The organism is Janthinobacterium sp. GW822-FHT07H11 (assembly GCF_058798615.1).
The window spans coordinates 2,728,442-2,741,486 of record NZ_CM179507.1; the positions used below are offsets into that span (position 1 = coordinate 2,728,442).

General features: G+C 64.4%; 10 protein-coding genes. 5 read left to right on the plus strand and 5 right to left on the minus strand.

Going from position 1 to position 13,045, the window contains the following annotated elements; translation table 11 throughout:
• Positions 1-234: 234 nt before the first annotated feature.
• The gene (locus tag AC3RCJ_RS12240) at positions 235-1,068 is read left to right on the plus strand and encodes a hypothetical protein (RefSeq protein WP_492963183.1); all 834 of its coding nucleotides are present in this window, start codon (positions 235-237) and stop codon (positions 1,066-1,068) included.
• Between the two features lie 14 nt (positions 1,069-1,082).
• Here AC3RCJ_RS12240 and AC3RCJ_RS12245 read toward each other — a convergent pair whose 3' ends face one another.
• The 4 genes from AC3RCJ_RS12245 to AC3RCJ_RS12260 all read right to left on the minus strand — a co-directional run bounded on the left by AC3RCJ_RS12245 (position 1,083) and on the right by AC3RCJ_RS12260 (position 4,850).
• A complete protein-coding gene (locus tag AC3RCJ_RS12245; RefSeq protein WP_492963185.1) occupies positions 1,083-1,481 on the minus strand; it encodes a bacteriohemerythrin in 399 nt (132 codons plus the stop codon).
• A 227-nt stretch (positions 1,482-1,708) separates the two neighbouring features.
• Positions 1,709-1,861, minus strand: coding sequence for a hypothetical protein (locus AC3RCJ_RS12250; RefSeq protein WP_492963187.1), 153 nt, complete (start codon positions 1,859-1,861; stop codon positions 1,709-1,711).
• Between the two features lie 151 nt (positions 1,862-2,012).
• Positions 2,013-2,198, minus strand: a complete 186-nt coding sequence (locus AC3RCJ_RS12255; protein ID WP_492963189.1) for a hypothetical protein — start codon at positions 2,196-2,198, stop codon at positions 2,013-2,015.
• A gap of 126 nt (positions 2,199-2,324) precedes the next feature.
• Complete coding sequence (locus tag AC3RCJ_RS12260) at positions 2,325-4,850, minus strand: PepSY domain-containing protein (RefSeq protein WP_492963191.1); 2,526 nt, start codon at positions 4,848-4,850, stop codon at positions 2,325-2,327.
• Positions 4,851-5,376: 526 nt separating this feature from the next.
• On the opposite strand from AC3RCJ_RS12260, the gene AC3RCJ_RS12265 reads away from it, so the two are divergent.
• The 4 genes from AC3RCJ_RS12265 (at position 5,377) to AC3RCJ_RS12280 (ending at position 11,287) form a co-directional block, all read left to right on the plus strand.
• Entirely contained in the window at positions 5,377-7,725 is a 2,349-nt protein-coding gene (locus AC3RCJ_RS12265; RefSeq protein WP_492963193.1) for a TonB-dependent receptor, read from the plus strand.
• 164 nt (positions 7,726-7,889) lie between these two features.
• Positions 7,890-8,990, plus strand: coding sequence for a branched-chain amino acid aminotransferase (locus AC3RCJ_RS12270; protein ID WP_492963195.1), 1,101 nt, complete (start codon positions 7,890-7,892; stop codon positions 8,988-8,990).
• A 72-nt stretch (positions 8,991-9,062) separates the two neighbouring features.
• Complete coding sequence (locus AC3RCJ_RS12275; protein ID WP_492963197.1) at positions 9,063-9,779, plus strand: ribonuclease T2 family protein; 717 nt, start codon at positions 9,063-9,065, stop codon at positions 9,777-9,779.
• 95 nt (positions 9,780-9,874) lie between these two features.
• A complete protein-coding gene (locus AC3RCJ_RS12280; protein ID WP_492965610.1) occupies positions 9,875-11,287 on the plus strand; it encodes an MFS transporter in 1,413 nt (470 codons plus the stop codon).
• 4 nt (positions 11,288-11,291) lie between these two features.
• Here the strand turns inward: AC3RCJ_RS12280 and AC3RCJ_RS12285 are convergent, their stop codons facing one another.
• Positions 11,292-12,926: an acyl-CoA synthetase gene (locus AC3RCJ_RS12285; protein WP_492963202.1), complete on the minus strand. Its 1,635-nt coding sequence runs from the start codon at positions 12,924-12,926 to the stop codon at positions 11,292-11,294.
• Positions 12,927-13,045 lie beyond the last annotated feature (119 nt).

Consider the following 13,045-nt stretch of genomic DNA (forward strand, 5'->3'; position numbering starts at 1 on the left):
TCTGGCTCGGATAGCAGTTCCACCGCGAGGCCCGGCGCGGATGGGCGTGGAAAAGACAATGCGCGGTATTCTTTACACTATTTCGTGAATAAGAATCATTATCAATATAGGCGGAATGTGACAAATAAGCAAGCGTGTGCACCATAAAAGTGCATGCGGCCGGGGGCGGCGCGTTGGCGGGCCTTCTGCGATAATGGCGGAGCTGACAAATATTTTCCTAATTGAAAGAAATGCATGCGTACATGGATAGCCTGTGCAGGATGGTGGTGTGTCGTGTCGCTGGGACAGGCCCAGGAACACGCGGCAACACCGCCGGCCATGCCGCCAGCCATGCCTGCCGCCAGCGTGCCGGCCGCCAGCGTGGCGGCGCCCCCCGTGGCGCGGCCGGTTCCGGTCGCGGACGGCGAAGCCCCGCCGCAAACGGTGACGATCACGGCTAGCAGCGACTTGAAGCCTCCGCGCATCCGTTTCACGGCTTACCGCGACAGTTATCTGACGGCCAAGAAAGTGTGGCAAGTGTCGAGCGGCAGCGTGGTCATGGCCTTGCGCCTGATCCCGGCCAAGCTCAGCGCCACCATCGACGACGTGCGCGTGGCCCTGCAGGGCAATGGCGCGCCGATTCCCATCAAGGTGTCCGAGGGCGGCGTGTTTGTCGTGCCCCTGAATGACGATATCGCCGCGCAAGACGGCAGTTTCATGGTGAACAAGGGCAAGGGGGAATTGACGGCCAACATCGTCATCCAGCCTTCTGTGGCGCGCGATGCGTGGAATGTCACGCGCATCGGCCAGGTCTTGCATGATGCCAAGCGCGCGGTGCGCGCCATCACGCCCTGGTACAAGCGGCCATTCGCCAACGACGTGCAAGCGCTGGCTTTTTGCGCGGCCGAGCGGGGCAGCACCCTGCAATTGGTGGAAGGCGAACAATTGATCGCCACCCTGCCCATGAACGAGCCGGCCGTCAACGACATCAACATGCCTGTATTTTGCAAAATCTTCGATGGCGAAGATAAATATCCCGGGCATTACCGCGTGGTCTTGCCCGAGCAGGCCAAGGTCTTGCTGCTGTAACGTCCAGCCGGCGCTCAGCCGGGCTGGCGCTGCACGATTTCCAGCGCCGCGGCCAGGGCCAGGTCCATGGTCGCCTGGTGGAATACCAGCCATTGCGGCAAGAGCGCCAGCGCATGGCGCCCCTGTTCCAGGTCGCCCTCGTCGACGGCGGCCCAGGCGTGGTGCAGTCCGCTCAGCACGCGCGCATGCTGTTCGCGGTGATTGGCCAGCGAGGGGAAGCCGATTTCTTCCATCAAGTCTTCCTCTTCGCGGAAATCGCGCTCGACGGCGGCGATCAGGTCGCGGAACGCGGCGCTGAAGTGCTGGTCGCTCAGGCGGCCCAGGCGCGCCAGTTCCAGAAACAGCGCCTCATGCGCTTCGTCGATGGCGGGAACGCCCAGCGCCATGTCATCCTTCCATTGCGTTTCATGCATGCTGATACTCCTGGTTAAGCCCGTTCCGAGACGAAGCGGACTGTTCCAGTGTGGACGCGACGAAGGTGGAAATCCATGACCTGGATCAAATGTGTGATGAAGAGGGCCAGGCCATGCGCAAAAGCGGAGAAAAGGAAGAACAGCGGCCCCTTCCGCACCAGCGGCGTGGAACACTGCGGCAACTTCGGCAGTGCGGTTTTTCAACGGCACCCAGCCGCGCAAACTCGCTACTGCCTCGGCCAGTGGGCCCACATGGCATGCGCATCGACATTCGGCACCTGCATCTGCACGCCCGATGATTGCATCGCATCGCGCAGCACGAGCGGCACCAGCAGCAGCGCCGACAGGGCAAGGCAGGCCAGCACTTTGAGCGTCAACATGGTCGTCTCCCGATGAGCCGGTGGCGGCGCGGGGATGCGGCGCCTGCCGGCCATTCCATCTCTGTACACCATGCTTGCAGTTTAGTTCACCTGATATGAATTTCAACTAATTGCTGTGATGCAGCGCAGCAGCGAGGCCATGCCGGCCGCGTCATTTGGCCTTGCGGCGACGGCGCGGCTTGCCCGCCGCAGGCAGGAAAGAGTCGAACCACACTTGCGTCAGTTGCCGCGTATTCTTCGCCGCCTCGCGCTTGACGGCCGCCGTCGCATGGCCGCGCGCCGTGTTGGCGATGCGGTTGGCGGCGCTCAGGTACATGCTCATCCAGGGGTTTTTCATGGGAGACCTCGCAGACAGTGAGTGGGCAGGCGGTCTTGCCGCCATGCCCCTACTGTAGCCCGATGGCGTGCCGGGACCGTGCGGCGGCCCACACATGCCTGGTCTTGCATGGGCATCCTGCCTGCATCAATACACGTCGCGGCGGTAGCGGCCGGCCGCCAGCAGGGCGTCGAGTCCGTCCTGGCCCAGCACTTCTTGCAGTACAGCATCGATTCCTGCCGCCATGCCTTGCAGGCTGCCGCACACGTAGACGATGGCGCCCTGTGCCAGCCATGCGCGCAATTCGTCCGCGCTGGCACGCAGGCGGTCCTGCACGTATGCGCGCTGGCCGCCAGCGGTGTCGCGCGAAAAGACGCGGTCCAGCCGTGCCAGGTGGCCGGTTGCCAGCCAGTCTTCCAGTTCGGCGGCGCAGAGGCCGTCGACGGCTTGCTGGCGTTCGCCGAACAGCAGCCAGTTGCGCGCCAGTCCCGCCCGCTGGCGCGCGCGCAGGTGGGCGCGCAGGCCGGCCAGGCCGGAACCGTTGCCGATGTAGATGCAGGGCACATCGCCCAAGGCAGGGGCGAAGGCGGGATTGGCTTGCAGGCGCAGGCGGATGCTGGCGCCCACGGGCGCGAAGCGCGTGAGCCAGCCGGAACAGACGCCATAGCCTTGGTTTTCGCCGCCCGCATGGCGCTCCTGGCGCACCAGCAATTGCAGTTCGCCGTCGGACGGCAGCGAAGCGATGGAATAGCTGCGCGGCGCATGCTGGGCATTCTGCGCATCGCCCTCGCTGCCATCCGCATTGCAGGCGATGATTTCGGCCAGCGCGCCCGCTTGCCAGCTGACATCCGCCGGACCGCTGAGGACGATTTCATGCAGTTCGCCGCCCAGGCTGCCCGGATTGAGCAGCGTGCGGCGCACCAGGCGCCACGCGTCATACGACGCTTCTTCCTGCACGCCGATGGCGTCGATGGCGCTGCCGCTGCAGCGGGCCAGCGCCTGCGACCAGGCGGCCAGCGCTTGCGCGTCGTGCTTGTCCACTTCGATCAGCGGGAATAAAGGCGTGGCGCCCAGCGCGCGCAACTGCCGCTCCAGCGCGTGGCCAAAGCCGCAGAAGGCGCTGTAATGGCGGTCGCCCAGGGCCAGCAAGCCGAATGCCAGGCCCGCCAGCGGCGCACCCGAGGTCGCTTGCAGCAGGCGCGCGAAGCGGCGCGTGCCGTCCGGCGCCTCGCCCTCGCCAAAGGTGCTGGCGACGATCAGGGCCCGTTCGTACTGGCGCAATTGCGCCGGATCAAAGCCCTCCAGCGATTGCACGTCGACGGCCACGCCCGCCTGCTGCAGGGCGCGCGCGCTTTCCAGGGCCAGGCGCTCGGCCTGTCCCGACTGGCTGGCGTAGGCCACCAGGGTCGGCAAACCTGTGTCCGTCTTGCCCGCTATGCCAGCCAGCAACGCGCGCTGCGCCTGCACAGCCCGTTTTGCCTTGCGGCGGCCCAGGTACAGCATCCAGCCCGTGATGGCGAACAGGGGCAGGCCCAGGCTGGCGAGCGTCACGATGATGCGGCCCGGCAAGCCAAAATACGTGCCCATGTGCAGCGGATAAATGATGTTGACGAGGCGCGCACCGAGGTCCTGCCGGCTGTACGGCGCGTTTTCCGTGAGCGTGCCGTCGGCCGGCGCAATGCTCATGCGGCTGCGCGCCCGTTCGTGCGGCGCGTCGCCGGCCAGCCACGTGAATTGCACGGCTTCGCCGGGGCGCACGGGCAGGCGCAGCGTGGCCAGGGTCCAGCCGGGGGCGTGCTGCTGGAAGCTGCTCCAGGCCAGGCCGATGTCGGCGGCGGGCGATGGCTCCTTCGGCGTGCCTGTTTTGCCGGGTGCTTGCGCCGTCCGGGGCGGCTTGCCGGCCCAGGCGTCGATATTGTCGCGCACCACGTCATAGCTCCAGTAAATGCCCGTCAGGGTCAGCGCCACGTAGACCACCAGGCACCAGGTGCCGGCCACGGCGTGCAGATTCCACAAAAACGAGCGGCCTTTTAATGCCGGATCGAAGGTCAGCCAGGTGCGCCAGTCCAGCGGACGGCGCGGCCAGCGCAGGTACAGGCCGGACAGTGCCAGGCCCAGCAGGCACAAGGCCAGCGCGCCCGCCACTTGCCGGCCCGGATCGCGCGGCAGCAGCAGCCAGCGGTGCAAGGACTCCGTCCATTCGAAAAATGCCGCCCCCGTCAGCGCCGGCTGGGTGGCGCCCGTGTACGGGTGCACATAAGCGGACTCGCCGCGCCGCTGGCCGTTCTTCGGCGCGAAGAACAGGCGCGGCGCCGCGCCCGCTTCGGCAGACATGGTGATCGAGGCGACGCGCTGGCCGTGTTCGGCTGCGGCAATGCTGGCGAGCCGGGCCGGCGTCAGCGGCGCGCGCGTTTCCACGGGCACATGACGCACGCCGGGGTTCATGACATCGAGTAGTTCATCCTTGAAAGCCAGGGTGGCGCCGCTCAGGCCGATGATCACCAGCACGGTGCCGGCCGTGATGCCGATGAACCAGTGCAATTGAAACCAGACCTGCTTCCAGCTCCAGTGCCAGCGCCGCGCATGCGGCGCGGCGGCAGGCGGGCGTTGCTGGCGGCTTGCGGACGCGGCGTCGGCGCTGGCGCGCAACTGGGGCAGGGAGGAGGTAGTCATGGCGGCTTTCGATAGCGCCGCCATGCAGAGCGTCAGGCATGGCGGGAAGAGGAAGGCTGACATAGTATCGCAAACGAGAATCATTCGCAAATGATGGCCAGGCTCCGGGGCAAGCCAAAATAGCCACGGAATTGAAAAATGCTGGCATTGATAATTTACATCACAGTGAAAATATGTAAAAATAAAAATCATTCTCATTCGTACTTATGGACGCATCCGGAATTCGCGAACGTGCCCCCGCTGAGACAGGCTGACCCGCCTGCCAGGCAAGTCGGGCAGCTGTGCGTTCCCGTGTCCACCCTCGACGTTGTCAGTAGCCTGTGCACGAGCCGGCATGGCTGGCTGTCGCACCGGCGCAGGACACTTCCTACAGCATTGACAATATCGCGCTCCGTCCGGCTCGCCCCGGGCGCCGCGCATGACGATGCTGTGGCAGTTTTGTAGTACCCAAGCAAGCATGGCCAGCCAGGCGCCACGGCGCATTCGCCAGCTATATTCAGCCCACTTGATAGATTGAAAGAACACGATGACATTGAAACACACCGCAGGCGCCGCCAAGCCAGCCGCTGCCATCCGCAGCCGCAAGCACCAGATCGCCGCCGCGCCGCGCATGCATGGCACGGCCCTGGCCGCGTTTGCCACCCTGGCCATGCCGCTGGCGCTGCACGCGCAAACGGTGGACAAGCCGCAGCAGTTGCAGGAAGTAAAAGTCATCGGCACGGCTGAGCGCCTCATCCAGGCGCCCGTGAAATCGGCGAACGACAAGTTGACGGCGCCGCTGCTGGACACGCCGAAATCCGTGACGGTGATTCCCGCCGAAATCATTTCGCAAACGGGCGCCGTCTCGCTGACGGACGCGCTGCGCACCGTGCCGGGCATTACCATCGGCGCCGGCGAGGGCGGCAACCCCGTGGGCGACAATCTGTTTATCCGCGGCTACAACGCGCAAACGGACACGTATATCGACGGCATCCGCGACACGGGTTCGCAATCGCGTGAAATCTTTGCGCTGGAACAAATCGAAGTCGTCAAGGGGCCGAACTCGGCCTACGGCGGACGCTCGTCCGCGGGCGGCGGTGTCAACCTGATCAGCAAGACGCCGAAGGCGGAAGATTTCACGAATGCCACGGTGGGCCTGGGCAGCGCCAAGTACCGCCGCGCCACGGCCGACGTCAACCGCGTCGTCAGCGACGATGTGGCCGTGCGCGTCAACGTGATGGCGCATGACGCCCACGTGGCCGGCCGCGACTACATCAATGGCGACCGCTGGGGCATCGCGCCCTCCGTCACGTTTGGCCTGAAATCGGCCACGCAGGCGACCCTCAGCTACTACCACATGCAATCGAGCGAATTGCCCGATACCGGCTTGCCGTTCAACAACCCGTTCTCGTCGGGCGCGAATGTGTCGAAAAATGGCAACGGCACGCCCGTCAACGTGCCGCGCGACACCTTCTATGGCCTGGTGAACCGCGATTTCCGCGACACGCAAAGCGATATCGGCACCATCGACGTGCGCCACGACTTCGGCAACAAATTGATCTTGCGCAACGTGACCCGTTACGGCAAGACCAGCAACGACTACGTGTGGACCCAGCCCGACGATTCCAAGGGCAACACCATGCTGTACGGCACCGTCTGGCGCCGCGCCAACACGCGCACCACCGATACGGACGCGCTGGCCAACGCGACCAGCCTGGGCGGCGAATGGCTGGCCGGCGGCGTCAAGCACACGTACACGCTGGGCCTGGAAATCAGCCGCGAAGAGACGGACCGCAGCTCCTACCTGTTCAGCCCGGGGACGAACAATCCGCTGGAAAAAGTCGGCTCCAGCTGCCCGACCTCTGGTGCGGCCACCCTGTACAACTGCGCACCGTTGCTCAATCCGAACGCCAACGACCCGTGGGTCTACACGCGCTCGGTGTCGCCGGCCCGCACGAACATCGTCACCAACACGCGTTCCGTGTACGGTTTCGACACCATCGAGTTCACGCCGCAATGGCTGCTCAACGTGGGCATCCGCTGGGATGATTACAAGAGTTCGTTGAACACGCCGCAATACACGCTTGACGGCAAGACCACGTCCGCCGTCAGCGCCCGTGTGCATGCCACGTTCGCCAGCTACCAGGCGGGCCTGGTCTACAAGCCGTCGAGCAACAGCAGCGTGTATGTGTCGTACGGCACCTCGTCCACGCCACCGGGCAATGACGGCGGCGACGGCATCGACGGCCTGTCGGTGGCGATCCAGAACCTGAAACCGCAAGAGAGCAAGAGCTTCGAGCTGGGCACGAAATGGGAAGTGTTGCCGGGCGGCCGTTTGTCCGTGAGCGGCGCCTATTTCCAGAGCGACATGAGCAATGCGCGCGTGACGGCGCCGGACGGCAGCACGCAAAACGTGGGCGACAAGCAAGTCAAGGGTATCGAGCTGGGCGTGAGCGGCAATATCACGCGCGAATGGTCGGTCTTCGGCGGCTACACGCACTTGAACGCCATCGTGGAAAACAATGGTTATCTCAACACGGGCACGACGGCTGCGCCTGTGTATGTGCCGTCGCCCTACAACGGCAACCAGTTCCCCACCACGCCGAAAAACAGCGCCTCGCTGTGGACGTCCTACCTGGTCACGCCTGCCATCACGGTGGGCGGCGGCGTGAACTACGTCGACAAGGTCTACGCCAACGTAGCCAACAATAAATATGCACCGGCCTACACGCGCTTCGACGCCATGGCCAGCTATGTCGTCAGCCGCAATGTGACCCTGCAGCTGAACATCCAGAACCTGACGAACAAGCTGTACTTCGACAAGGTATCGTCGCCGCACTACGCTGGCGTGGCGCCTGGCCGCTCGGCCACCCTGACGGCCAACATGAAGTTCTGATGCAGTGATTTTGCTGTAATGCCAAAGCGCCGTTTCCACCGCAAGGTGAACGGCGCTTTTTTTTGCAGCCGGATTGACACGGGGCGGGGCGCCGTCCCGGCCATCCTCGTTTGCCTGATTAGGCGCTACAATAGGGATACTGTTCACTAGTTCCTATTGCCGCCATGACTACATCCACACCGAATCTCGTCGTCACCCCATCCGCCCACCCCTTGTCCGATGCCGAGCGCGCCGCGCGCATGGTCAATCCTGCCTTCGGCCGCATCTTCACCGACCACATGGTGGTGATTCCTTACCGCGACGGCAAGTGGCAGCAGGGTGAGCTGAAGGCCTACGGCCCTTTGATGCTGGACCCGTCCGCCTCGTCGCTGCACTACGGCCAGGCCATCTTCGAAGGGTATAAGGCGTTTGCCCAGCCCGATGGCAGCATCAAGACTTTCCGTCCGGAACAAAATGCCGAGCGCTTCAACCGCAGCGCCGCGCGCCTGGCCATGCCGGCTATCCCTGTCGAGCTGTTCCTGGAAGCGGGCGATGCGCTGATCGCGCAAGACCGCAACTGGGTGCCGAAGAACACGGGCGAGAGCCTGTACATGCGTCCGCTGATGATCGCCACCGACCCCTACCTGGGCGTGCGTCCATCGGAAGAGTACCTGTTCGTGCTGTTCGCCTCGCCGGCCGGCGCCTACTTCCCGAAAGGCGTGAAACCCGTCACCGTGTGGATCAGCGAAGACTTCGTGCGCGCCGCGCCGGGCGGCACCGGTGAAGCCAAGTGCGCGGGCAACTACGCGGCCAGCCTGATGGCCCAGTCGCAAGCGCAAGAGAAGGGCTGCGACCAGGTCGTGTGGCTGGACGCCGTGCACCGCGAATTCATCGAAGAGATGGGCGGCATGAATCTGTTCTTCGTGTACAAGGATGGCGAGAAAGTCACGGTCGTGACGCCGGAACTGACGGGTACCTTGTTGCCAGGCATCACCCGCCGCAGCCTGCTGGAAATGGCGAAAGACCTCGGCTATGCGACGGAAGAGCGTAAATTGTCCGTCCAGCAATGGCGCGACGACATCGCCTCGGGCCGCATGACCGAAGTGTTCGCCTGCGGCACGGCCGCCGTCATCACGCCGGTCGGCGTGGCCAAAGCCAACGGCTTTGAAATGACCATCAACAACAATGAAAACGGCGCCGTCACCCTGGCCCTGCGCGAAGCGCTGCTGGGCTTGCAGCATGGCACGGCCCCGGATACCCATAACTGGATGCATACCGTCTGCTAAGTTGATGGTGTCATTTCACTACCGCGCCGGCACCCAGTTGCCGGCGTTTTATATTCCTGAAAGGGAAACTCGATGCATTTGAAAACTGTCTTGCCGGCGCTGGCCGCCGTTTTCTTCGGCCTGTCGGCCGGCGCCGCCCACGCGGCCGACGCCAGCTGCGCCATTCCCCGCAACGTCAGTTATGTCGACTACGACGTCAAGCCGTCGGACGAGAAAAACACGTGCTACAAGCAAAGCACCAACGTGCCCACGGATTCCTTCATGCTCGCGCTGTCGTGGTCGCCCGGCTTTTGCGACAGCCAGCGCCGCCGTGGCGCGGTGTCGAAGAAGGCCGCCTTCCAGTGCGCCGAGAGCAATCACTTCGGCTGGATCGTGCATGGCTTGTGGGCGCAGTCGGACCATCCGGCCACCTGCGAAGACATTTCCGTGACGCCGCCGCGCAAGACGGAACTGCATCCGCGCTACTGCAAGGGCAACTTGCCCAAGCTGGCGCCGTCGGAGATTTTGCCGTATATGTGCATGCAGCCCGGCGAAGCCTTGCTGCAGGGGGAGTGGGAAAAGCACGGCGCCTGCGATTTCGCTACGGCCAAGCAGTATTTCGAGAAGGAACGCGAACTGTTCCAGGCCTTGAAGTTGCCGGACTCCACCATGCCGAAAAACGAACTGTTCCAGTGGATGAAGCAGCACAACCCGCAGCTGAAGGGCCGCTGGCTCGGCTATGAAAAGCACTCGGGCGAGCTGCGCATCTGCTATTCCAAGGATTTCAAGGTCATCGACTGCAAGAAATGAGGGGCATGGCTTGCCCGGCAGAGTCCGCTCATCCATGCTAGTGTCTTGCCAGCGGCAATCGTTGTCGCGCGCGATAGGCTAGACGAACAGGCAAGATGATGAAGCAGAAGAATAGGGCGCCAGCCGTCCCTGTGGGCGAGGACGGCTTGCCGCCCGGCGCCCGTTTATGGGCCATGCTGGCGCTGGCCATCGGCGTGGGCATGGCTTCGCTCGATACGGCGATCGCCAACACGGCCTTGCCGGCCATCGCCAGCGAGCTGCACGCGACGCCGGCCGCCTCCGTCTGGATCGTCAACGTGTACCAGCTGGCCATGGTGGCGACCCTGCTGCCGTTTTCCGCCCTCGGCGAAATCGCCGGCTACCGGCGCGTGTTTATCTCCGGCATGTTCGTGTTTACTTTGGCGTCGCTGGCCTGCGCGCTGTCCTGGTCCCTGCCCTCGCTGGTGGTGGCGCGCCTGTTTCAGGGTGTCGGCGCCAGCGCCATGATGAGCGTCAATACGGCGCTGCTGCGCGCCCTGTATCCGAAGCACTTGCTGGGGCGCGCGTTTGGCAACAATGCGCTGGTGGTGGCCGTCGCCTTTGCCATCGGCCCCACAGCCGCCTCGCTGATTTTGGCGACGGCGTCGTGGCCCTGGCTGTTCGCCATCAATGTGCCGCTGGGCGTGGCCGGCTTTTTCCTCGCCAGCCGCATGCTGCCGGCGACGACACTGTCCGGCCACACCTTGGATGCGCGCACGGCGCTGTACAACGTGGGCGCCTTCGGCTTGCTCATCTTGCTGTTCGGCGATGCGGCCCATCATGCGTCCAGCGCCGTCCTGCTGGCGGAACTGGCGGCCGTCGTGATCTTTTTCATCTTGCTGCTGCGCCGCCAGGCAGGGCATGCGGCACCGATGCTGCCCATCGACCTGTTCCGCCGTCCCCTGTTTTTGTTGTCGTCGCTGACGGCCGTGTGCACGTTTGCCGCGCAGGGCCTGGCGTTCGTCTCCTTGCCCTTCTATTTTGAAGTGACACTGGGCCGCTCTCCCGTCGAGACGGGCTTTTTGATGACGCCGTGGGCCGTGCTGGTGGCCGTGATGGCGCCCGTGGCGGGGCGCCTGAGCGACCGTTATGCGCCGGGCGTGCTGGGCGGTATTGGCCTGGCGGCGCTGGCGGGCGGCTTGCTGACCCTGGTGTGGATACCGGCCCACCCGAGCGCCTTCGACATCGGCTGGCGCATGGCCTTGTGCGGCATCGGTTTCGGCTTTTTTCAGGCGCCCAATCTGAAAGCCATCATGGGCAGCGCGCCGCCCGAGCGGGCCGGCGGCGCCAGCGGCGTGGTGGCCACCTCGCGCCTGATCGGGCAGGCGACGGGCGCGGCACTGGTCGCCTACTGCTTTACGGTGTCGGCTGCCAAGGGCACGACGTATGCGCTGTGCCTGGCGGCAGGGTTCGCCGCCGTGGCCAGCGTCGCCAGTTTTGCGCGCCTGGCGGTGGCGCAGCCGGCGTGGCTGGCCGGCAAGGGCAGCTAAGCGGCTAGACGTCGATGGCCTTGTCCGAGTGCATGCGCTTGCGCAATTCGAACTTCTGGATCTTGCCCGTCGAGGTGCGGGGCAGGGGACCGAAATAAATGGCTTTCGGCACCTTGAAGCCGGCCAGGTTGTTCTTGCAGAAGGCGATCAATTCCGCTTCCGTCACCGTCGCCCCTTCGCGCAGTTCGACGAACGCGCATGGCGTCTCGCCCCATTTCTCGTCCGGCTGGGCGATGACGGCGGCGGCCAGCACTTGCGGGTGGTGGTACAGCGCATCTTCCACCTCCACGCTGGAAATGTTTTCGCCGCCGGAGATGATGATGTCCTTGCTGCGGTCCTTCAGCTTGATATAGCCGTCCGGATACATGACGCCGAGGTCGCCCGTGTGGAACCAGCCGCCCGCGAACGCTTCCTGCGTCGCCTTTTCATTTTTTAAGTAACCCTTCATGCAGATGTTGCCACGGAACATGATCTCGCCGATCTGTTCGCCGTCGGCCGCCACGTGCTGCATGGTTTCCGGGTCGATCACGGCGACGGCGCTTTGCAGGTGGTAGCGCACGCCCTGGCGTGACTTCAATACGGCGCGCTCTTCCTGGCTCAAGGCCGCCCACTCATCCTGCTCGGCGCAGATGGCGGCCGGGCCATATACTTCCGTCAAGCCATACGAGTGGATCAAGTCAAAGCCCATGGCTTCGATCTTCGCCACCATGGCCGCCGGCGGCGGCGCGCCGGCCACCATGCCGCGCACGGTCCAGTCTATCCCGTCGCGCCAGTTGGCGGGCGCGTTGGCCAGGGCCGCATGCACGATGGGCGCCGCGCAATAGTGGGTGATGCGCAATTCGCGCATCAGGTCGAATACCAGTTTCGGTTCGAACTTGCGCAGGCAGACATTGACGCCGGCGCGCGCGGCGATGGTCCACGGGAAGCACCAGCCGTTGCAGTGGAACATGGGCAAGGTCCACAAGTAGACGGCGTGCTTGGGCATGTCCCATTCCAGGATGTTGGACAGGGCATTCAATGCCGCGCCCCGGTGGTGGTAGACGACGCCTTTCGGGTCGCCCGTGGTGCCGGACGTGTAGTTGAGGGCGATGGCGTCCCACTCGTCGGCAGGCGGCTGCCAGGCGTACTCGGGGTCGCCGCTGGCCAGCAAGGTTTCGTAGTCGAGGTCGGAAAAGGCGTCCACTTCCGGCCCCAGCACGTCATTGACCTGGATCACGCGCAAACCGGGAATCTGCGCCGCCATCTGGCGCGCCAGCTCGGCGAATTCCGTATCGGCCAGCAAGACTTTCGCCTGGCCATGGCGCAGCATGAAGGTCAGCGAGGCCAGGTCGAGGCGGATGTTCAGGGCGTTGAGGACGGCGCCGGCCATGGGCACGCCAAAGCTCGCTTCCACCATGGCAGGGGTGTTGGGCAGCATCACGGCCACCGTGTCGCCGGTGCCCACGCCCAGCTTGACGAGGCCGGACGCGAGGCGGCGCGTGCGCGCATAGGTCTCGCGCCACGTATGGCGCACGGCGCCGTGTGCAATTGCCAGGCGATTGCCATATACTGCGGCTGCCCTGGCGATATAGTCGAGCGGGGTCAGGGCGGCATAGTTGGCGCTGTTCTTGCCGAGGCCGGTGTTGAAATCGGGTGTCATGTCTGTCTCCTGATGAGTAAGCTAAGCCTGGTGCTCCCTGTTTCGGGATTGATACCGGCAAGCATAGCACCGGTATGGAAAAATCACTGTCATCTTAGTGACAACTGGCAAGGCCAGCC